Raw genomic sequence first — 20,355 nt, 5'->3', positions numbered from 1 at the left:
CCCCACGATGGGAGTATGGCGAACCGCTCCGGGCTGCGCGCCGTCGCGCTGACCACCACCGCTGTACTGCTCTCCGTCGCGCTGGCCGGTTGCGGCGGCAAAGAGGAGCACGGGGACCTCACGGCGCAGAAGCTGGACTGGCAGGACTGCCCGGCCCCCTCCGACGCGGAGGGCGGCGGCAGCGCCCCGTCCCCGCTGCCAGGCGGTGGCAAGTGGCAGTGCGCCACCATGAAGGCGCCGCTGGACTGGAGCAGGCCGAAGGGCGACACGATCGACATCGCCCTGATCCGCGCGCGGGCCAGCGGCCCCGCGGACAAGCGGATCGGCTCGCTCGTGTTCAACTTCGGCGGCCCCGGCGGCAGCGGTGTCAGCACCCTGCCCGCGTTCGGCTCCGACTACACCGCCCTGCGCACCCGCTACGACCTCGTCAGCTTCGACCCGCGCGGGGTCGGCCGCAGCGCACCGGTGGAATGCGAGAGCGACGCCCAGCTGGACGAGTACTTCCAGCAGGACGCCATCCCCGACAACGCCGCCGAACGCGCGCAGCTGCTGCAGCGCACCCAGCAGTTCAACGCGGCCTGCGAGAAGAACTCCAAGAAGATCCTCCCGCATGTGCGCACCACCGACGCGGCCCGCGACATGGACCTGATGCGGCAGGTCCTCGGCGACGCCAAGCTGCACTACTTCGGCATCTCCTACGGCACCGAACTCGGCGGCGTCTACGCCCACCTCTTCCCCCGGCGCCTCGGCCGCGCCGTCCTCGACGCCGTCGTGGACCCCACGCAGAACCCTGAACAGAGCGCCCTCGGCCAGGCCAGAGGCTTCCAGCTCGCGCTCGACAACTTCGCGAAGGACTGCACCTCGAAGACCACGGACTGCCCGATCGGCGACACCGAGCAGGAGGTGAAGGACCGCATCGCGAAACTCCTCGCCGACCTGGAGAAGAAGCCGATCCCGGGCATCTTCCCGCGCCAGCTGACCCAGACGGCCGCCACCAACGGCATCGCGCAGTCCCTGTACTCGAAGGACTTCTGGGAATACCTCACCGAGGGACTGGAGGAGGCGTACGACGGCGACGGCAAGATCCTCATGCTGCTGTCCGACTCGATGAACGGCCGCAACGAGAACGGCGAGTACAGCAACGTCACCGCGGCGAACGTCGCCATCAACTGCGCCGACGAGAAACCGCGCTACACCGCGGACGACGTCCAGCGGAGGCTGCCCGAGTTCCGCGCCGCCTCCCCGCTGTTCGGGGACTACCTGGCCTGGGGCATGGTCAGCTGCACCGACTGGGCCGTACCGGGCGCCGCCGACCACCCCGACGTCAGCGCACCGGGAGCGGCGCCCATCCTCGTCGTCGGCAACACCGGCGACCCGGCCACCCCGTACGAGGGCGCGCGGAAGATGGTGGAGGCCCTCGGCAAGGGCGTCGGCGTCGAGCTCACGTACAAGGGCCAGGGGCACGGCGCGTACGACAGCAAGGACAAGTGCGTGCAGGGCGCGGTGAACGGCTACCTGCTCGACGGGAAGGTGCCCAAGGCCGGCACCGTCTGCTCCTGACCACCCCCGACAACCACCCCCGAGAGCATAAAACCGCAGCTCAGAGGGTTATCCACAGGCTTCCGCACGGCGGGCCCGGGGCGCCTACCATGACCTGGAACGCCCGGCGCGAGTCGATGCGACGGGCCTGTCAGGGGGGTGCGCATGATGCGATTCCTGCGGTGGACGGCCGCGGTGGCCGCGGGGCTGCTGCTGGCCGGCTGCGGCGGCTCGTCCGACGGGGGCGGAAGCAGCGACGAGGGCAAGGGAACCGGCTCGGCTCCCCCGTCGGGGTCGCGTTCCACAGCCGCACCGACCCCGACGGCCCTTCCGTCCTCCCTCACCTCCCAGCGCCTCGACTGGCAGCGCTGCAAGGCCACCGGCGCCTCCTCCGCACCGAGCGACGCCTGGCGGTGCGCGACGCTCAAGGCGCCGCTCGACTGGTCCCGGCCGGACGGCGCCACGATCGGTCTCGCCCTCATCCGCTCCCGGGCGACCGGCGGCGACCGCATCGGCTCGCTGCTGTTCAACTTCGGCGGCCCCGGCGGCTCGGGCGTCTCGACGATGCCCTACTTCGAGTCCTCCGTCTCCGCACTCCACAAGCGCTACGACCTGGTGAGCTGGGACCCCCGCGGAGTCGGCGCCAGCCAGGGCGTCCGCTGCCGCGGCGACCGGGAGATCGAGGCCGCCGAGTCGGTGGACGCCACCCCCGACACCCCGGCCGAGGAGAAGGCGTACTTCCAGGACGCCACCGACTTCGGCAAGGGTTGCCAGAAGGCCGCCGGACCCCTGCTGGCCCACGTCTCCACCACGGACACCGCACGCGACATGGACCTGATGCGCCAGGTCCTCGGCGACGCCAAGCTGCACTACTTCGGCATGTCCTACGGCACCGAACTCGGCGGCGTCTACGCCCACGTGTTCCCCCGGCGGGTGGGCCGGCTGGTGCTCGACGCGGTGGTCGACCCGGCCGCGGACACCGTGGGCCACGCCGAGAACCAGGCCCGCGGCTTCCAGCGGGCCCTGGACGACTACCTGAAGTCCACCGGCCAGAACCCCGAGCAGGGCTCCCGGAAGATCGCCGCCCTGCTGACCCGGCTCGACGCCAAGCCGCTGCCGACGTCCTCGGACCGCAAGCTCACCCAGACGCTCGCGGTCACCGGGATCATCCTGCCTCTGTACAGCGAGTCGATGTGGCCCCGGCTGACCAGCGCCCTCAAGTCGGCGGAACAGGGCGACGGTTCGGGCCTGCTGGCGCTCGCCGACGAGTACAACGACCGCGACCCCTCGGGCCGCTACGGCACCATGACCCACGCCCAGCGGGTCATATCGTGCCTGGACGACAGGCAGCGGCCGACGCTCGCCGAGACGAAGCGGCGGCTGACCGAGTTCGAGCGGATCTCACCGGTGTTCGGGGACTTCCTGGGCTGGGACACGGCGGGCTGGTGCCACGACTGGCCGGTGCCGGGCCAGTACGACACCCCGGAGGTCAGCGCGCCGGGCGCGGCGCCGATCCTGCTGGTCGGCACCACCGGCGACCCCGCCACCCCGTACGAGGGCACCCGCAGGATGGCCGACGAACTGGGCCGGGGCGTGGGCGTCGAACTCACCTGGAAGGGCGAGGGACACGGGGCCTACGGCAACGGGAGCGACTGCGTCGACTCGACGGTGGACGCCTACCTGCTGAACGGCACGGTGCCGAAGGACGGCAAGGTCTGCTCCTGACGCGAACGGGGGCTCCGGGCGCCGTACGCACCCGAAGCCCCCACCCGGCACACCGGGGAACCGGCTCAGTAGACCGGCTTGTGCGGTTCGATCTGGTTGACCCAGCCGATGACGCCGCCGCCGACGTGGACCGCGTCGGCGAAGCCCGCGGACTTCAGGACCGCGAGGACTTCCGCACTGCGGACACCCGTCTTGCAGTGCAGGACGATCTTCTTGTCCTGCGGGAGGCCCTCCAGGGCGGTGCCCATGAGGAACTCGTTCTTCGGGATCAGCCGGGCGCCCGGGATGGAGACGATCTCGTACTCGTTCGGCTCGCGGACGTCGATGATCTCGATGTTCTCGCCGTCGTCGATCCACTCCTTGAGCTGCTTCGGAGTGATGGTCGAGCCAGCGGCCGCCTCCTGGGCCTCCTCGGAGACGACGCCGCAGAAGGCCTCGTAGTCGATCAGCTCGGTGACGGTCGGGTTCTCGCCGCAGACCGCGCAGTTGGGGTCCTTGCGGACCTTGACCTGGCGGTACTGCATCTCCAGGGCGTCGTAGATCATCAGACGGCCGACCAGCGGCTCGCCGGTGCCCGTGAGGACCTTGATCGCCTCGGTGACCTGGATGGAGCCGATGGACGCGCACAGCACGCCCAGGACGCCGCCCTCGGCGCAGGAGGGAACCATGCCGGGGGGCGGGGGCTCCGGGTAGAGGCAGCGGTAGCAGGGGCCGTGCTCGGACCAGAAGACCGAGGCCTGGCCATCGAAGCGGTAGATGGAACCCCACACGTACGGCTTGTTCAGCAGCACGCAGGCATCGTTGACCAGGTAGCGGGTCGCGAAGTTGTCCGTGCCGTCGACGATCAGGTCGTACTGGCTGAAGATCTCCATCACGTTGTCGGCTTCCAGCCGCTCCTCGTGAAGGATCACGTTCACGTACGGGTTGATGCCCTTGACGCTGTCACGCGCGGACTCGGCCTTGGAGCGGCCGATGTCGGCCTGGCTGTGGATGATCTGGCGCTGCAGGTTCGACTCGTCGACCTCGTCGAACTCCACGATGCCGAGGGTGCCCACGCCCGCAGCGGCCAGGTACATCAGCGCCGGCGAGCCCAGGCCGCCGGCGCCCACACAGAGCACCTTGGCGTTCTTCAGCCGCTTCTGCCCGTCCATCCCGACGTCGGGGATGATCAGGTGGCGGGAGTACCTGCGGACCTCGTCTACGGTGAGCTCGGAAGCCGGCTCGACCAGGGGTGGCAACGACACGGGGACTCCGTTGGTCGGTCAATCACTACAGTTGTTCTCCTCGTAACACTGCCACGGCCTTCTTCATTCCGAGACACCTGTTCCGACCAGCGAGACGATGTCGTCCCAGTAGCCGGGCATGGTCTCCCAGGGGTCCACTCGACCGCCCCTGTCCGTGCGGTCCGTGAAGTAGATGGTCGCCGCTCCCTGCCAGCGGGCGATCCGCAGCGCCTCGTCGAGATGGCCGCGGGGCACGCTGTGCACGAAGTGGCAGAAGCGGTCGGGCGGGTAGTCGGCGGTCCACTCGGCCACCTGCGACCAGCGGTAGTCGGACCAGGAGCCGGCGAAGGTCACCAGCTGGTCGGCGTACTCGGCGTAGCCGGGGTGCGGGTGGCGGCCGTGGCCGAGGACGATGTGGGCGGTGTCACTGATCGCCCGGAGGGTGGTGATCGCGCGGCGGACCTCGGGCAGCGCGGTCCGCTCTGTGGGACAGCGGTCCAGCAGGAAGCCGTCGGCCCGGTACCAGTCGAGGTGGCGGTGGGCGTCGGAGAGCAGTTCGCCGAAGACCCGGGCGCCGTAGGTGAGGTCCAGGTGGCCGAGGACGCGCACGCCCGCGGCCCGCAGCCGGCCGGCGGCCTCCAGGCAGTGCGGGTCGGGGCGGCTGCCGGGGCCGGCGGCGACGTCGAGGACCACCCAGTCCAGCGGGGTCCCGGGGCGGGCGAGTTCCGCCCACTGGGCCGGGGCGACGAGCGGGTGGGCGTAGCCGGGGATGCCGAGGGCGGTGCGGACGCCGGTGCCGGTGCCGGTGCTGCCCGAGGTGGTGCTGGTCAGATGCGGCATGCCGCCTCCATCCAGATGTCGGCCAGGGATTCTTCGAGGTTGATGCGGGGGCGCCAGCCGAGCCGGTCACGCGCTGTGCGTACGTCGGCCTGCTGCCAGCTGCCGCAGCCGTCCGGGTACGGGTACGCCACCGGGGCCGCGTGCTCGGAGTCGGGGCGGGGCTGGGCGAGGGCGCTGCGCAGCGGCCCGGGCGGGGTGTCGAGTTCGTGCAGTGCACCGCCGTATCCGGCCACGCGCGCGAGGACGGCGGCGGCGTCTCTGAGGCGGACGGCACGGCCGGAGCCGATGTTGATCACCCCCTGCGCGGCGGAGAGGGAGGCGGCGTGCACGGCCCGGGCGACATCGCGTACGTCCACGAAGTCCCGCTGGACACCGAGGCCGCCGAGTTTGAGTTCGCCGTCGCCGGACTGCATGGCGCGGCGCATGGCCTCCGCCAGGCGGCCCAGCGGGGAGCCGGCCGGGGTGCCGGGGCCGGCCGGTGAGAAGACGCGGAGGACGACGGCGTCCAGGCCGGAGCCGAGGACCAGTTCGGTCGCGGCGAGCTTGCTGACGCCGTACGGGCCGCCGGGGCGCGGTACGGCGTCCTCGGCCGTGGAGGAGCCGGGCTGGCTCGGACCGTACTCGGAGCCGCAGCCGATCTGCACCAGGCGGGCGCCGCAGCCGCTGCGGCGCAGTGCCTCGCAGACGGTGGCGACGGCGACGGTGTTGTGCCGGGTGAGTTCGCGGGCGCCGCCGCGGGTGGCGCCGGCGCAGTTGACGACGACCCCGGGGTGGACCGCGTCGAGGAAGCGGGTGAGCGCGCCCGGGCTTCCGGTGGCGAGGTCGAAGCGGACGTCGGCGTCGTCGCCGCGGCCGAGCGCGGTCAGCTGGACGGCCGGGTCGGCGAGCAGGCGGTCGGCGACGAAACGGCCGATGAATCCGTTGGCTCCGATCAGCAGGACCCTCATCGGGCGGCTCCCGGGGTGTGCGCGCCGGTGGTACCGGCCGTGTCGACGGCTCCTGCGGCTGCTCCGGAGGCGCCGGCGGTTCCGGGCGCTCCGGCTCGGGAGGTGGTCATCTGGTGTTCTCCTTCAGAGGGGTCGTGCGGATGCCTCCGGCGGCGGGACCGGGCCGGTGGCGGAAGGTTCACTCGGGTGCTCCCGAGGGCGCGTGGGCCGAGGCTCGGGTGAGGGTGCGGCCGGCGTGCCACAGCAGGGCCAGGGCCGCGGTGCCGCAGGCGAGGGTGGGTACGGCGGCCTCGCCCCAGGCGCCGGTGAGGGTCTCGACGGGGGTCGCCAGGAAGGCGCAGCCGGGCAGCCGGCCGGCCAGGGGCAGTGCCAGGGCCGTCGTCTCCGTGGCCGCCGCCGCGCCGAGCGCCAGGGCGGGCGCGCGCCGGTGCCGGTGCGCGGTGAGCAGGCGGGCGAGCAGGAACAGGGCGCCCAGGGTGAGGGCCTGCGGGAAGGCGACGGGCTCGTGCAGGACGGTGCCGCACAGGGCGAGCAGTGCGGTGAGCGCGCCCAGGAACAGGGCGAACGCGCCGTACAGCAGTGGTTTCGCGGCGGCCGTGAAGTCTCCGAGGCCCCGGCTGCCGACGAGCCTGCGGCGAGCGCCGGCGGCGAGGAGATGGGCGGACCAGGCCGCCGGCGCGCAGGCCGCCAGGAGGGCGAGGACGGGCGCGGTTGCCGTGGGCCAGGGGCCGTACGGGGCCCCCGTGGGCGGGGTGTCGGGGCCGCCCGTCAGGACGGCGTGGAGGAGGCCGTCGCCGACGAGGGCGTACCCGAGCAGCCAGAACGTGCACGCGCGCGTGCCGAGAGTGATGCGCCTCGTGCGCGTGCCGAGAGCGGTGCGCCACGCGCGCGTGCCGGGCGGGCCGGCGAGCGGGCCGTGGCGGAGGGCGGCGCCGGTGGCCAGGGAAAGGGCGAGGAGACCGCCGAACGCGACCATCAGCCGGGGGTGTCCGTGGGTGACGCGCAGCCCGGCCACCGTGGCCGCGCCCAGCGCTCCGGGCAGGAGGGTGAGCAAGGCCCAGCCGGCACGGATCCGGGGCGCCGGCAGGGCGGTGGTGGGGCGCGGCCCGGCGGTGCGCGGCACGCGCGCGTACAGCTCCTCGGCGAGGGAGAACACGTCGCGGTGGCGGAAGCGGGCGGCGGTACGGTCGGTGACGCCGTGCGCCTCCAGTCCCGCCGCGATCTCCAGCGGGTCCACGGCCCGCTCGCACAGCTCACGGTGCCGGTGCAGCAGGGCTTTCACCGGATCACCGACCCCACGGCGCGGACCCACGGCCCACTTCCGCGCGCCCTCCACGTCCGCCCTCGCCCCCGCCGCGGCCCGTGGACCGATCGCGATGGGGGCGCCACGGTCGGGTCCGTCCGGGGCCGGGGTGCCACTGGGGCCGACCGGGGTCGCGGCGTCACGGGCGGGGCCGGCAGGAGTCGGGACGTCCCGGACAGGGCCGGCAGGACTCCAGGTGCCGCGGGCGGGGCCGGATTCCGTCAGGTCCGTGCCGGCCCCCCTGTCGGCGGTCCGGTCGTCCAGGTCGCTCATCGTGGTCCCTCCGCCGCCAGCGGGGTGGCTCGGACCGGGACGGGGGTGGCCCAGGTGGGGGTGGAGCGGGGCAGGACGCGGGCCGTGGGGTCGGTCCAGCGGCCCGGGACGCGGGACTCGGCCGGGGTGGCGAACGGCAGGGGTTCGCCGGACTCGTCCAGGACGACCCGGCGGACCGGGCAGTGCGAGACGATCTCCAGGTAAATGCCGTGAAATGCCGCGATGTTCTGCTCGACGGTGAACAGTTCGAGCGCCCGGGCGCGCGCGGCGGCACCGAGGCGCTCACGGCGCTCGGGGTCCCGCAGCAGTGCCACGCACGCCTCGGCGAGCGCCCTGGGATTGCGCGGGGGCACGACCAGCCCCGTGCCCCCGATGACCTCCACGACCGCGCCGACGTCGGTGGAGACGGTGGCCCGGCCGCAGAACATGGCCTCGACGAGGCCGACCGGGAAGCCCTCCACGACGCTGGAGAGGACGACGACCGCGCCGGCGGCGTACGCGTCGGGCAGCGTGGGGGCGTCCGGCGCGCCGATCTCCTCGAAGGAGACGGGGTTGTCGCCGACGGCGTGCGCGCCCTCCGCCTCGTCCGGGAAGAGCTGTGCGGCCAGCGCCCGGCAGTGGCCGAGGTACTCCGCGCCCGCCGCACCGGAGGGTGAGCCGACGATCCGCAGGCGGGCCTCGGGCTCCTCCTTGCGGACCTCGGAGAACGCGTGCAGCAGGGAGACGAGGTCCTTCGCTGGTTCGACGCGGCCGACCCAGACCAGGGTGCGCGGATCGGCGCGTTCCGGGGACTCGCCGACCTCGGTGAAGCGGTCGGCCGCCCTGCCGGGGTACACCGTGCGGATCCGTGCGCGGTCGGCGCCGCACCGTTCCTGCCAGCGGCGGGCGTGCGCGTTGCCCGGGGTGAGGAGGGCGGCGCGGCGGTAGATCTCGGCGGCGAGCCGGCCGTGGAAGGCGCCGAGCAGGGCGCGGACGGCGGGGGCGGCGGTGTCGGGGCCGAAGGCCAGGTAGTGCGAGCGCAGTCGGACGCCGTATTCGGTGACGAGCAGCGGTACGTCGCAGAAGTGCCGGGCGAGCAGCCCGGCGAGGGCGGCGGGACCGCCGGTGGTGGCGTGGCAGAGGTCGGCCGTGCCGAGGGCGTCGTCGCCGTACCAGTCGAGGGAGAGGGGGCGCAGGGCGCGTTCGAGGTGGGCGGCGACGGCGAGCAGATCGGGTACGCGCGCCTCGTGCGCCGTGCGCAGCGCGTGCGGGGCGCGGCAGGCGCGCTCCAGGGCGCGTACGGCGGTGTCGGAGCGCAGGGCGCCGACGAGTCCGCCCTTGTCGCGGGCGAGTTCGGCGAGCCCGTACAGCGCGTTGCCGAAACGGTCCGCCAGATCATCGTGAGAGCCCTGGGAGCCGGCGTCCGCGGCACCCTCGACCGCGGCCGGGACGCCTCCCGCGCACACCGCCGTGACCAGTTCGCCGTAGCACTCGGCGAAGCGTCGGCGCGTGCGCCATCCGTGCGTGACGCCGTCGTCCCCGGCCGTCCGCGGCGGCGCCGTGCGCACCCGCCGGACCTGCGGCGGGAGCGGAACGCGGCCGTCGTCCTGCCGGACCCGTCCACGGTCGAGCGCGTAGACGTCGAACTCGTGCTGCCCGAGCCCGCGCACGAGCCGGTCGCACCAGAGCGCGGCGTCACCGCCCACATACGGAAAGTCACCCTCGGTGACCAGCCCTACGCGCACGTGTACACCCCCGACCTCCCGTCTGGGGAGCCGCCTGCCCGTGTCCCGGCGGCTCACAGCGGGACGAACGTAAGGGGACAAGGCGGTGGTGCGACGGACGGTTGTCCGTCGCACCACCAAAAGGGGTGAACGGTCGTAACTTTCGCGTGCGGGTCGCGTTCCGTCGCGCTAAGGGATCAGACGGTGATCATCCGAGCGCGAAACGTTACGCCACCCGGGGCGCGGGCGCGCACCGGGCGCTAGACGGCCGCCGGTGCGCGCCGGGCTGCGCGCCGTCGGGCCGCCAGCTCCGGGTCGAGCGCGGGTACGGCGGCCAGGAGCTGCCGGGTGTACGGCTCGCGCGGGCTGTCGTAGACCTCGTCGGCGGGCCCGTACTCGACGAGCCGGCCGTGCCGCATCACCGCCACCCGGTCGCTGACCTGGCGGACGACGGCGAGGTCGTGCGCGATGAAGACCAGCGCGAGGCCGAGTTCCCGCTGGAGTTCGCCCAGCAGGGCGACCACCTGGGCCTGGGTGGTGACGTCGAGCGCGGAGACGGGCTCGTCGCACACGATGGCGCGCGGTTCGGCGGCGAGCGCCCGCGCGATGCCGATGCGCTGGCGCTGTCCGCCGCTGAACTCGTGCGGGTAGCGGTCGTAGTGCGCTCCGTCGAGCCCCACGCGCTCCAGCAGCTCCCTGACGCGCCCCCGGATGCGTTCCTCGTCCCGGTCGCCGCGCGCGCGGAGCGGGTCGGCGATGGACTCGCCCACGCTGCGGCGGGGGTTGAGGGAGGAGACGGGGTCCTGGAAGACCATCTGGACGGCCGGGTTCACCCCGGTGTGCGGGCGCCCTTCGTAGCGGATCTCGCCTGCGGTGGGTTCGAGCAGCCCGACGAGCATGCGGCCGAGCGTGGTCTTGCCGCTGCCGCTCTCGCCGACCACGCCGAGGGTCTCCCCGCGCCGGACGGTCACCGAGACGTCGTCCACGGCCGTCAGCACCCGCTTGCCGCGTCCGAACTCGCGCCGCGCGCCGACGGTCTCCAGCACGACCTCGTCGGTGGCCGGGGAGCCGGTCCGGCGGGCGTCCACGCGCGGGACGGCGTCGAGCAGTTCGCGGGTGTACGGCTCGGCGGGTGCCGCGAGGACCGCGCCGACCGGGCCGCGTTCGACGGCTCTGCCGTGCCGCATGACGAGGACGTCGTCCACGCTCTCGGCGGCCACGCCCACGTCGTGGGTGACGAGGAGCAGCCCCATGCCGGTCTCCTCGCGCAGCCCGTGCAGCAGATCGAGGATCTGGGCCTGCACGGTGACGTCGAGCGCGGTGGTCGGCTCGTCGGCGATCAGCAGGTCCGGATCGCAGGCGAGGGCCATGGCGATGAGCGCGCGCTGGCGCATGCCGCCGCTGAACTCGTGCGGGCGGGACCGGGCCCGCCGCGCCGCGTCCGGGATGCCGACCCGCTCCAGGACCTCCACGGCACGCGCGCGTGCGGCGCGCCGCGACACGCGCGCGTGGACGCGGTGGACCTCGGCGATCTGGTCGCCGATGGCGTAGTACGGGTCGAGCGAGGACAGCGGGTCCTGGAAGACCATGGCGGCCTTCGCGCCGCGCAGCCGGCGCAGCTCCTCGTCCGTGGCCGCCTGTACGTCGGTGCCGGCCACCCGCACGGAGCCGCCGACCCGGGCCCCGGTGCCCCGGTGCAGGCCCAGCAGGGCGCCCGCGACCGTGGACTTCCCGGAGCCGGACTCGCCGACCAGGGCGAGGGCGGCGCCCTTCGCCAGGCTGAAGGAGAGCCCGTCGACGGCGCGCAGGGCGCCGAACTCGACGGTCAGGTCCCTCACATCCACCAGGCTCGTGCCGGCCGCTTCCACCAGGCTCATGCGAGCACCACCCGTCGGTCGGCCACCGCGTACAGGACGTCCGCGACGGCGTTGGCGAGGATCACGAAGAAGCCGGTCACCAGGACCATCCCGACGACCACCGGCAGGTCGACGACCTTGACCGCGTGCACCAGCTCCTGGCCGATGCCGGGCAGCCCGAACAGGGTCTCGGTGAGGACGGCGCCGCCGATGGCCGAGCCGAAGGTGACCGCGTTGAGCGCGATGACGGAGGCCGTCGCGCCGCGCAGCGCGTGCCGGGCGATCACCGCGCGCTCGCCCACGCCGTACGCCCGGAAGGTGCGGATGTGGTCCTCGGCCAGCGTCTCCAGCATGGAGGCCCGGGTCAGCCGGGCGAAGTTGGCCGCCTCGATGAGGGCGAGGGAGAGCCAGGGCAGCAGCAGGTTCCACGCCCATTGCTCGGGGTCGTCGGTGAAGTTCACGTACTGCGGGAAGGGCAGCAGCTGGAGTTCACCGCAGACGACGATCATCAGGATCAGGCCGATGACGAAGACGGGCGTGGCGACGCCGGCGAGGGTGACCGCGGTCAGGACGCGTTCGGAGAGCCGGCCGCGCCGCCAGGCGGACAGCACGCCGGTGCCGATGCCGAGCACGAGCCAGATCACCATCGCGCCGAGCACCAGCGAGAAGCTCACCGGCAGCTTGGCCAGGAGGATGTCGGTGACCTGCCGGCCGCTCTGGTACGACTGGCCGAGGCAGGGCGCCGCGCAGTGTTCCACGGAGGTGCCCGTGGAGAAGTCCTGGCCCACGAAGATCCCCTGCAGGAAGTGCCAGTAGCGCACGTACAGCGGGTCGTCGAGATGGAGCTGCTGGGCCACCTGGTGGACCTGGGCCGGGGAGCAGCGCGGGCCGCAGGTGATCTGGGCGACGTCGCCGGGGGTGACGTAGAAGACGACGTAGATGACCACCGAGAGCACGAACAGGGTGACCACGGCGCCGATGGCCCGGCGCAGGACGAAGCCGGTGAAGCCGCTCACGGCCGGTCCTCCTTCCTCTGTTCGCCGCTGGGTACGGCGGTGTCGACGCGCGCCTCCCGCTTGCGGCCGGTGCCGATGCGCAGGCGCGAGGCGGCGCGCGGGTCCAGGGCGACGCGGACGCCGTCACCGAAGACGGTCATCGCGACCACGGTCACGAACAGGGCGAGCGCGGGCAGCAGCAGGTACTGCGGGGCCGCCTGGTACCAGACGTCGGCGGAGGTGAGCATCTGGCCCCAGGAGGGGGTGGGCGGCTTCACGCCGACGCCGAGGAACGACAGGGCCGCCTCGACGCTGATGTTGGACGGGATCAGCAGCGCGGCGTAGGTGATGACCGGCGCGGCGAGGCCCGGGAGCAGCTCGCGTACGGCGGTCCGCCAGGTGCTCCAGCCGCTGAGCCGGGACGCGGCGACGTAGTCGAGGTTCTTCAGGGTGAGGGTCTGCGCGCGCACCATCTTGGCCGTCGTGGCCCACCCGGAGACCAGCGCGATGATCAGTGCGACCAGGACGGGGCGCGGGAAGCTGCCCGGCACGATGGCCAGCAGCGCGAGCGCCATGATCATCAGCGGCATGGAGATGAAGATGTCGGTGACACGGCTCAGGACCAGGTCGACCCAGCGGTTGCCCAGTCCGGCGGCCACGCCCATGGCGACGCCGAGGGCGACCTGGACCAGCGTGGCGCCCAGCGACACGCCCAGCGAGACCCGCGCTCCGTAGACCAGCCGGGCGAACATGTCGCGTCCGGTCTGCGGTTCGACACCCAGCCAGTGGTCGGCGCCGACGCCGCCGAAGGACCCGATGGGCACGCCTCCGCGCGCGGAGTCGATGAGCGTGGGGTGGTACGTGGTGGGGTCCTGCCCCTCCAGGGCCGTGAGCAGCGGCGCGGCGAGCGCGACCAGGACGAGCAGCGCGACGACGACCGCGGCGACCAGGGCGGCCCGCTGCGCCCGCAGCCGCCGCCAGAACTGACGTGCCCCCGAGACCGCCGGGACGGAGAGGTCCGTCCCGGCGGTCTCGACGGCGGCAAGTGCCTCGCTCACGGTGCTACTTCACCGCTACCTGGGAGATGTCCAGCACGCCGGTCCAGTCGCTGATGACGACGTTCTTGACGTCCGAGCCGTACAGCCGCTTGTAGACGGGGTGGAACAGCGGCACGACGAGGGCCTTCTCGCCGATCTTCTTGTCCAGCGCACCCCACCGCTGGGCGGCGGCGTCAAGGTCGGTCAACTTGTTGATCGCGTCAATCTCGTCATTGACCGACTTGTCGTTGAGCTGGCCCGTGTTGAAGTTCGCTCCATCCTTGACGATCTGCCGGCCGTCGAAGATGGGCGCGAGGAAGGGGCCGCCGGACGGCCAGTCCGCGCCCCAGTGGGCGAGGAAGAGACCGGGCTCGGTCTTCACGCTGTGGATCTTGTCCCGGTAGTCGTTGTCCTCCAGGCCCTGCAGCTTGACCGTGATACCGGCCTTCTTGAGGGCGTCCTGGACGGCGGTGGCGATCTCCGGGCTGGTCTCGAAGTCCTTGTTGTTGGAATGGGTCAGCGTCACCGTGAGGCCGCTCTTGTAACCGGCCTGCGCCAGCAGCTCCCTGGCCTTGGCCGCGTTGCCGGACGCGCCCGCCGGGAACGGGTCGTACGGCGTGTACCCGAAGGACTTCTGGTTCGGCAGGAAGGTGGTGGCGGCCTCGGCGAGGGAGCTGCCGCCGGCCGCGTTGACCACGGAGGACCGGTCGATGGCGTAGGCGACGGCCTGGCGCACCTTCGGGTTGTCGAACGGCTTCACCTTCGGGTTGAAGGCGAGGTAGTTCGTGTAGCCGAAGTGGCCGGTGCCCACGCGTGCGGCCAGCCTCTTGTCGCCGGTCACCTTGGCGAGTTCGGCCGGGCCCAGGTTGGTGTCCGTGGTGACGGCGGCGGCGTCCGCTCCCTGGGACGCGGACAGCCGCTGGTTGATCACCGAAGAGTCGAGTCCGGAGCGCACGTCGATGCTGTCCGGGTACGCCTTGCGCTCGTCGTCGGTCGCCGCCGACCAGTACGTGTTGCGCTCCAGGACGAGGTGCTCGCCGTCGTTCTCGTTCTTGACGACCTTGTACGGGCCGGAGGAGACCGGGTGCGACTCGTACTTGGTGCCGGTGTCCTTGCTCTTGGGCACCGGGGTGAACTGGGTCTGGGTGGCGAGGTACGGGAACTCGCCCTCGGGCTTGTTCAGGTGGAAGACGATGGTCCGGGCGTCCGGCGTCTCGATCGCGGACAGGCCCTTCTTGTCCTTGTACGGTCCCTGGTAGTCGGCGGCACCGACCAGCCAGTCCCGCAGGTAGGGCGCGCCGCCGGAGAGTTCGGGGGCGAAGGAGCGCTCGATGCCGTACTTGATGTCGGCCGAGGTGATCGGCGTGCCGTCCTCGTACTTGAGGCCCTTCTTCAGGGTGTACGTCCACACGGTCGCGTCCCTGTTGGGACGCCCGGTGTCGGTGGCGAGGTCCGGGACGACCTTGGCGCCGGCCGCGCCGTTCTCGCGGTTGCGCGTGGTGAGGGTGCGGAAGACCAGCGAGGGGACGTTTCCGCCGCCGGAGGTGTACAGGCGCGCGGGGTCGAAGTCGGTCTGCGGCTCGGAGTTCAGGACCGTGAGCGTGCCGCCCTTGTGGGGCACGGAGTCGCCACCGGAACCCTTGGCATCGCTGTCCTCAGGCCCGCAGGCGGCGGCGCCCGCTGCCACGACCAGGCTGACGGATGCCGCTGCCACGCGGCGCGCTATGACGGACGGTTGACGCATCGGAATGACGACCTCTCGGGTGACGTGACGGGGTTGATCAAGAATCGATCAAGACGTGTCGAGGGTTTCTCGAGGAGTTCTGGATCGCTTCTCGGCATGTGAGACATGCGGACGAAGGGTGAGACGGCTGCGGGCAGACGTCGGCCCCGGCGTCGGGTCGTCGAGAGATCCGTGACACGGCCACGGACGGGAAAGGGGAAAGGGTCGCGACGCGAACGCCGGGGAGGCGGCGTCAGCGACAGTGGATGTCGGCCACGCAGAGCGCGGTCACGCCGATGAGCGCCAGCTCGATGGCGGCGCTCGCAGGGACGGCATGACTAGACCACATGCGCAGAAATATGTATGAACTCACGACTCATGTCAATGTGACATAAGGGGATCCGGTCAACTCGTGGGATACGGCCAGGGGTTGGGCCGGCAGTGGATCCCGTCGTGATCGAGGAACTTGGTCTGCTGCTGCATGACGGGGGCCAGCTCGCCGTCCTTCTGGCAGGTGACATGGCCGTGGCCCAGCCGGTGGCCGACTTCATGGTTGATCAACATCTGCCGGTACGCATGGATCCGGTCACCGTATGTCTTGCTGCCTTGAGCCCACCGGTACGCATTGATCATGACGCGTTCGGTCGCGGCCGAGTCGCAGGAGACGTTGTCCTCGGTGGTGTCCAGACCGGACTTGGCGCACCACTTGGCGGTGGTACCGGGGCTGGCCAGCGTGATCACGAAGTCGGGTTTGCCGGAGGAGACGCGCTCGAAGGTGCGGGCACCGCCGTGCGCCCAGCTGCGCTTGTCGTTCAGCGTCTTCTGCACGGCCTCGGCGAACAGCGCGCCGTCCAGCCCCAGGCCCTGCTCGACATCGACGCGGTAGCGGTACTTCTGCCCGGTGCCGGGGGCCTTGTCGAAACCGGGCACGGCGTCGAACTTCCCCGGCCCGGCCAGCGTGGCGCCGAGCGGGTACCTCTTGCCCATCTTCTGGTCGTACGTCAGCGTCACCGCGCTCGGCACGCCCGCGGTGTCGCCGGGGGTACCCGTGTCGCGGGCCGGGCCGGCGGTGGACTGCGCCTGCGCGTCGTGGTCCCGTGCCTCGGTCACCTGACCGGCGACGACCACCGCGAGCACGGTGGTGACGGCGGCCGCCGCGATGCCGGTGAAGGCCCACCCCTTGGTGGCGCCGCGCTGCGCGGGCACAGCGGCGCCGGACGCGGAGGCCCCGGTCCGCTCGGCGCCCTGGGCGTCCCCGGCGCCCCGGGTGCCCCGGGTGCCCCTGGTGTCCTCGCCGGCGGCTGCGGAGCCGTCGAAGGCGTCGAGGTACTCCTGCCGGGGGCCACGGCGACGCCGCGCCCCGCCCGGTCCCGGTGTACCCGGCCCCGGCGCACCCGTCCCGGGCGCACCCGGCGTCCCCGGCGCACCCGACTCCGCCTGCCGCTGCCGGGGCAACACGACACCCGGCCCACCGCCACCGCCCGTCCGCCCGGCGAACTCCCCCCAGCCGCCGCCGGCTTCACGCTGCTCGGGATGCCCGCCCCGCGCCCCCGGCACCGGCGCGCCACCGCCGGCCCTCGGCACGCCGGGGGCCGGAGCGCCGTCGGTCATCCGCGGCACCCCCCGGGCCGGAGTGGCCGCGGGAGACCCGGGAGCCGCGGGAGACCCGGGAGCGCTGGGAGTACCTGGAGCACTGCCAGGAGTCCCCTGGGCGCCGCCGGGACGCCCAGGCGCCCCGCCCCTGTCGTCGGGGCTTTCGCCCCGTCGCCCCCCACGCTGTGCGGCTATGTCCGCGGAGTCGCTCTTGATGACCGGTCCGCGACGGCTGTGGCGTCCCACCCTGGCCCTCAGCTCCTCGGACCCGTGGCGACGGCGTCGGCACCGGTACCGGCGTCGGCGTCCGCGTCGGCGTGGGCGCCCCCGCCGGAGCCGTCCGCCTGCGCCAGGAGTTCCCGGAAGGCACCGGCCACCACGTCCGGGTACTCCATCATCGCCACGTGCCCGGCGTCCGGCAGGGACAGCAGGCGGGAGTCGCGGAAGGCACGGGCGGCCCTGCCGGCCATGCGGAAGCCGACGAGTTGGTCCCGGCCGCCGTAGATCAGCAGGGTGGGGGCGAGCACCCGCTCGGCCTGGCGCCACAGCCCGTGCTGTCCGCCGAGTGTGTACGCGTTGACGATGCCGCGCGCGGAGCGGGCCATCGCGTCCCAGAAGTAGGGCAGCCGCAGCCGCCGTTCCAGCTCCTCGACGGCGTGCTGGAACGCCTCCGGCGAGACCCGCCCGGGGTCGCCGTAGCAGAGCGCCATGACCCCCCGCACCCGCTGCTCGGCCGTCCACTCCCTGGTGAGCCGGGTGAACAGGGCGGCGATGCCGGGCACGGCGAGCAGCCCCGTCGGCACCGCGGTGCGCTGCACCCGCAGCTCGGGCAGGGCGGGCGAGACGAGCGTGAGCGTACGGACCAGGTCGGGGCGCACGGCGGCCACGCGCGTGGTGACCGCGCCGCCGAGCGAGTTGCCGAAGAGGTGGACCGGGCCGCGGCCGGCCGCGTCGAGATAGCGGATCACCGCGCGCGCGTGCCCGGTGACGGAGTAGTCGCCGTCGTCCGGGGGCGGGGAGTCGCCGAAGCCCGGCAGGTCGACCGCCTCGCTGTCGACGACACCGTCCAGCTCGGCCATGAGCGAGGACCAGTTCTGCGAGGAGCCGCCGAGCCCGTGGACGTACAGCGCGGGCGGCAGGCCCTCGCGCGCGGGGGGCCGGGAACGGACCGACAGGGTGACACCGGGCAGGCCGACGGACCGCAGCCGCTCGCCCTCGCCGACCCGGACGGGCGCCACCCTGGGAAGCACACTGGCGGCCGACGGGGACGGCGACTCGGTCGAAGACATGCGGCAATGTTACGAGGTGATCACGTCGAGGTTCGTGTGTTCGCCGTCACAGAGTGAACCCCGTGGAGCTGGAGAACCGGTGCCGCGAACGCAGTGCGGCGAACGGCCCTGACGGCATGGCGTCGGGATCAGCGGTCTCCTAGGCTCTTACAGAGGGCACCCGCGTGTGGCCCCTGCTCTATCCAGGGACGTTCGTAGGAAGGGAGCCCACCATGGCCTATGACCCCATCGAGCCCGACGCGATCGAGGACGTCGACGAGCTGGAGGCGGACGCGGTACGGGAGCGGGACGTCGAGGCGCCCGAGGTGGACGCCGCCGAGCAGCAGGCGGACATCGCGCCGGACCGCGACGACCCGCTGACGGGCATGGACCCGGACCGCGGGAACGTGGCCGATCTGGTCGAACAGGCGCGCGTGGTGTCGCTGGACGAGGACGACTACCGCTGACCTCACGGGGCCACCGCCACTGACCTCGCAGGCCCGCCACCGCTGACCTCACGGGACGGATCGCCGACCTTACGGGCCCGCCACCGCCGACGTGACGGGCCCGTCACCGCTGACGTCACGGGCCCGCCACCGCTGACGTCACGGGCCCGTCACCGCTGACCTCGCAGGACCGCGCGGGACCCGGCAGGCCGAGGCGGGCGGCCCGTCCGGCCTTCCGCCGTCGTCCGGTACGTGAAATTCTGCGCCCGCACCGCGCACACCGGGGTTACCGAAACGTACGATGGCGGCGCGGCCGACACCGCATGTGGACGACTTTGGGAGGCGGCGTGACAGCCATCGAGCAAACTGAGGCGGCACGCCCGCGTGGCACCCGTCTGCCGCGCCGAGCCCGGCGGAACCAGTTGCTGGGCGCCGCTCAGGAGGTTTTCGTCGCGCAGGGCTACCACGCGGCGGCGATGGACGACATCGCCGAGCGGGCCGGCGTGAGCAAGCCGGTGCTCTACCAGCACTTCCCCGGCAAGCTCGACCTCTACCTCGCGCTGCTGGACCAGCACTGCGAGTCGCTGATCCAGTCCGTGCGCAGCGCGCTGGCGTCGACGACCGACAACAAGCAGCGCGTGCGGGCGACGATGGACGCCTACTTCGCCTACGTGGAGGACGACGGCGGGGCCTTCCGGCTGGTCTTCGAGTCAGACCTGACGAACGAGCCCGCCGTGCGCGAGCGCGTGGACAAGGTCACCAACGAGTGCGCCGAGGCCATCTGCGACGTCATCGCCGAGGACACGGGCCTCTCGCGCGCGGAGTCCATGCTGCTCGCCTCCGGCCTCGGCGGACTCGCCCAGGTGGTGGCCCGTTCCTGGCTGCACAGCGACCGCAGCGTCCCACGCGACCAGGCGGTGCAGCTGCTGACCTCGCTGGCCTGGCGGGGCATCGCCGGTTTCCCGCTGCACGGCACCGAGCACCACTGAGGCCGCGCTCTCCGTTTGTTCCCGCGCGGTGTTCGCTCCTGGCGTTCCGGCCCACAGCGTGTACGTCCCCTCACCGGGCTAATGTGTGCTGGGTACGGCGCGGATGATCGCGCACATCACTGACCGTCGGAGGGACATAGCCGTGGAGGTCAAGATCGGCGTGCAGCACGCGCCCCGCGAGATCGTTCTGGAGAGCGGTCAGAGCGTCGAGGAGGTCGAGCGTCTGGTGAACGAGGCGCTGTCCGGCAAGACGCAGCTGCTGAGCCTCCAGGACGAGAAGGGCCGCAAGGTCCTGGTGCCGACGGACCGTCTGGCGTACGTGGAGATCGGCGAGCCGACCGTGCGCAAGGTGGGCTTCGGCGCGCTGTAGGCGACAGTCGTGCGAAGGGCCCGGCGGCCGTGTGCCGCCGGGCCCTTCCGCATCCGCCGCGCGCACGGACGGAGCCGCCGCGCGCACGGACGGAGCCGCCGCGCGCACGGACGAAGTCGCTGTGCGCGCGAACGGAGAGGCGCACACAGACGGAGCACAACCCCTCCACAGCGCAGGATTGCAATCCGCAGGTCACGGGTAAGACGGGCTACGACCGTCGAGCCAGACCGGCCGTGGGAGGGACCCCTACATGATCCTCGAAGCACTCGGCTCCGCCGTGCTCGGTCTGATCCTCGCGTGGGCGGCGACGCACCGCCTCGCCCACCGACTGCCGGCCCGCCCGCTGGTGTACTGCACGGGCGTGGCCGGAGCCCTCTTCGGCGACTTCGTCACCCACACCGCCCTGGGCCCCGGCACCGCCCTGCTCAGCCTGCTGGGCGCCGCGGTCATCGCCGTGGCGTCCCTGTCCCTGCTCCTGCGCCCGACGGGCCGCCTGCGCCGCCGATCAGCGACGGCGTGAAGGAG

Annotated in this window: 18 protein-coding genes; 6 read left to right on the top strand and 12 right to left on the bottom strand. The window is 72.6% G+C overall.

What is annotated here, in order from left to right:
* The first annotated feature begins 15 nt into the window (after positions 1-15).
* A complete protein-coding gene (locus IEZ20_RS23990; protein WP_189302138.1) occupies positions 16-1,560 on the top strand; it encodes an alpha/beta hydrolase in 1,545 nt (514 codons plus the stop codon).
* Between the two features lie 144 nt (positions 1,561-1,704).
* A complete protein-coding gene (locus tag IEZ20_RS23985) occupies positions 1,705-3,264 on the top strand; it encodes an alpha/beta hydrolase (protein WP_189302135.1) in 1,560 nt (519 codons plus the stop codon).
* Between the two features lie 65 nt (positions 3,265-3,329).
* On the opposite strand, the gene moeZ is transcribed toward IEZ20_RS23985, so the two are convergent.
* From moeZ to IEZ20_RS23930, 12 genes are all read right to left on the bottom strand, one after another.
* Complete coding sequence (gene moeZ / locus IEZ20_RS23980) at positions 3,330-4,508, bottom strand: adenylyltransferase/sulfurtransferase MoeZ (protein ID WP_189302133.1); 1,179 nt, start codon at positions 4,506-4,508, stop codon at positions 3,330-3,332.
* Positions 4,509-4,571: 63 nt separating this feature from the next.
* Positions 4,572-5,327, bottom strand: coding sequence for a spherulation-specific family 4 protein (locus tag IEZ20_RS23975; RefSeq protein WP_189302131.1), 756 nt, complete (start codon positions 5,325-5,327; stop codon positions 4,572-4,574).
* Complete coding sequence (locus tag IEZ20_RS23970; protein ID WP_189302128.1) at positions 5,315-6,274, bottom strand: NAD-dependent epimerase/dehydratase family protein; 960 nt, start codon at positions 6,272-6,274, stop codon at positions 5,315-5,317. Before IEZ20_RS23970 ends, IEZ20_RS23975 begins: the two co-directional genes overlap by 13 nt.
* Positions 6,275-6,452: 178 nt before the next feature.
* Positions 6,453-7,850, bottom strand: a complete 1,398-nt coding sequence (locus IEZ20_RS23965) for a hypothetical protein (protein WP_229896234.1) — start codon at positions 7,848-7,850, stop codon at positions 6,453-6,455.
* Positions 7,847-9,574: a glycosyltransferase gene (locus tag IEZ20_RS23960; protein WP_189302126.1), complete on the bottom strand. Its 1,728-nt coding sequence runs from the start codon at positions 9,572-9,574 to the stop codon at positions 7,847-7,849. The genes IEZ20_RS23965 and IEZ20_RS23960 overlap by 4 nt, the downstream gene beginning before the upstream one ends.
* Positions 9,575-9,813: 239 nt before the next feature.
* On the bottom strand, positions 9,814-11,430 hold the full coding sequence (locus tag IEZ20_RS23955) for a dipeptide ABC transporter ATP-binding protein (protein WP_189302124.1): 1,617 nt from the start codon (positions 11,428-11,430) through the stop codon (positions 9,814-9,816).
* Positions 11,427-12,425 (bottom strand): ABC transporter permease, encoded by a 999-nt coding sequence (locus IEZ20_RS23950; protein ID WP_189302121.1) that lies wholly within the window; start codon positions 12,423-12,425, stop codon positions 11,427-11,429. Before IEZ20_RS23950 ends, IEZ20_RS23955 begins: the two co-directional genes overlap by 4 nt.
* The gene (locus IEZ20_RS23945; protein ID WP_189302120.1) at positions 12,422-13,462 is read right to left on the bottom strand and encodes an ABC transporter permease; all 1,041 of its coding nucleotides are present in this window, start codon (positions 13,460-13,462) and stop codon (positions 12,422-12,424) included. Before IEZ20_RS23945 ends, IEZ20_RS23950 begins: the two co-directional genes overlap by 4 nt.
* A gap of 4 nt (positions 13,463-13,466) precedes the next feature.
* Positions 13,467-15,185 (bottom strand): ABC transporter substrate-binding protein, encoded by a 1,719-nt coding sequence (locus IEZ20_RS23940; RefSeq protein ID WP_189302118.1) that lies wholly within the window; start codon positions 15,183-15,185, stop codon positions 13,467-13,469.
* A gap of 232 nt (positions 15,186-15,417) precedes the next feature.
* Positions 15,418-15,513, bottom strand: coding sequence for an Ms4533A family Cys-rich leader peptide (locus IEZ20_RS40745; protein ID WP_309485553.1), 96 nt, complete (start codon positions 15,511-15,513; stop codon positions 15,418-15,420).
* A gap of 56 nt (positions 15,514-15,569) precedes the next feature.
* Positions 15,570-17,003, bottom strand: a complete 1,434-nt coding sequence (locus IEZ20_RS23935) for a DUF3152 domain-containing protein (RefSeq protein ID WP_189302116.1) — start codon at positions 17,001-17,003, stop codon at positions 15,570-15,572.
* Positions 17,004-17,011: 8 nt separating this feature from the next.
* Complete coding sequence (locus IEZ20_RS23930) at positions 17,012-18,046, bottom strand: alpha/beta fold hydrolase (RefSeq protein ID WP_229896233.1); 1,035 nt, start codon at positions 18,044-18,046, stop codon at positions 17,012-17,014.
* A 212-nt stretch (positions 18,047-18,258) separates the two neighbouring features.
* Here IEZ20_RS23930 and IEZ20_RS23925 point away from each other — a divergent pair, with 212 nt between their 5' ends.
* From IEZ20_RS23925 to IEZ20_RS23910, 4 genes are all read left to right on the top strand, one after another.
* Entirely contained in the window at positions 18,259-18,492 is a 234-nt protein-coding gene (locus IEZ20_RS23925; protein ID WP_189302114.1) for a hypothetical protein, read from the top strand.
* 326 nt (positions 18,493-18,818) lie between these two features.
* Complete coding sequence (locus tag IEZ20_RS23920; RefSeq protein WP_059252465.1) at positions 18,819-19,460, top strand: TetR/AcrR family transcriptional regulator; 642 nt, start codon at positions 18,819-18,821, stop codon at positions 19,458-19,460.
* Between the two features lie 142 nt (positions 19,461-19,602).
* The gene (locus tag IEZ20_RS23915) at positions 19,603-19,830 is read left to right on the top strand and encodes a DUF3107 domain-containing protein (protein WP_189302112.1); all 228 of its coding nucleotides are present in this window, start codon (positions 19,603-19,605) and stop codon (positions 19,828-19,830) included.
* A gap of 250 nt (positions 19,831-20,080) precedes the next feature.
* Positions 20,081-20,350 carry a hypothetical protein gene (locus tag IEZ20_RS23910; RefSeq protein ID WP_189302110.1) on the top strand — a complete coding sequence of 90 codons (270 nt, stop codon included), beginning with the start codon at positions 20,081-20,083 and terminating at the stop codon, positions 20,348-20,350.
* Positions 20,351-20,355 lie beyond the last annotated feature (5 nt).

The organism is Streptomyces cinerochromogenes, assembly GCF_014648635.1.
GTDB classification, from domain to species: Bacteria; Actinomycetota; Actinomycetes; order Streptomycetales; family Streptomycetaceae; genus Streptomyces; species Streptomyces cinerochromogenes.
Note: the sequence above shows the minus strand (reverse complement) of the source record. Positions and strands in the feature narration are given on the sequence as shown.

Coding starts and splice junctions, on each gene's coding strand:
- IEZ20_RS23985 (WP_189302135.1), top strand. CDS start 1,705: ATGATGCGATTCCTGCGGTGGACGGCCGCGGTGGCCGCGGGGCTGCTG.
- IEZ20_RS23910 (WP_189302110.1), top strand. CDS start 20,081: ATGATCCTCGAAGCACTCGGCTCCGCCGTGCTCGGTCTGATCCTCGCG.
- IEZ20_RS23925 (WP_189302114.1), top strand. CDS start 18,259: ATGGCCTATGACCCCATCGAGCCCGACGCGATCGAGGACGTCGACGAG.
- IEZ20_RS23970 (WP_189302128.1), bottom strand. CDS start 6,274: ATGAGGGTCCTGCTGATCGGAGCCAACGGATTCATCGGCCGTTTCGTC.
- IEZ20_RS23975 (WP_189302131.1), bottom strand. CDS start 5,327: ATGCCGCATCTGACCAGCACCACCTCGGGCAGCACCGGCACCGGCACC.
- IEZ20_RS23955 (WP_189302124.1), bottom strand. CDS start 11,430: ATGAGCCTGGTGGAAGCGGCCGGCACGAGCCTGGTGGATGTGAGGGAC.
- IEZ20_RS40745 (WP_309485553.1), bottom strand. CDS start 15,513: ATGTGGTCTAGTCATGCCGTCCCTGCGAGCGCCGCCATCGAGCTGGCG.
- IEZ20_RS23940 (WP_189302118.1), bottom strand. CDS start 15,185: ATGCGTCAACCGTCCGTCATAGCGCGCCGCGTGGCAGCGGCATCCGTC.
- IEZ20_RS23965 (WP_229896234.1), bottom strand. CDS start 7,850: ATGAGCGACCTGGACGACCGGACCGCCGACAGGGGGGCCGGCACGGAC.
- IEZ20_RS23930 (WP_229896233.1), bottom strand. CDS start 18,046: ATGTCTTCGACCGAGTCGCCGTCCCCGTCGGCCGCCAGTGTGCTTCCC.
- IEZ20_RS23990 (WP_189302138.1), top strand. CDS start 16: ATGGCGAACCGCTCCGGGCTGCGCGCCGTCGCGCTGACCACCACCGCT.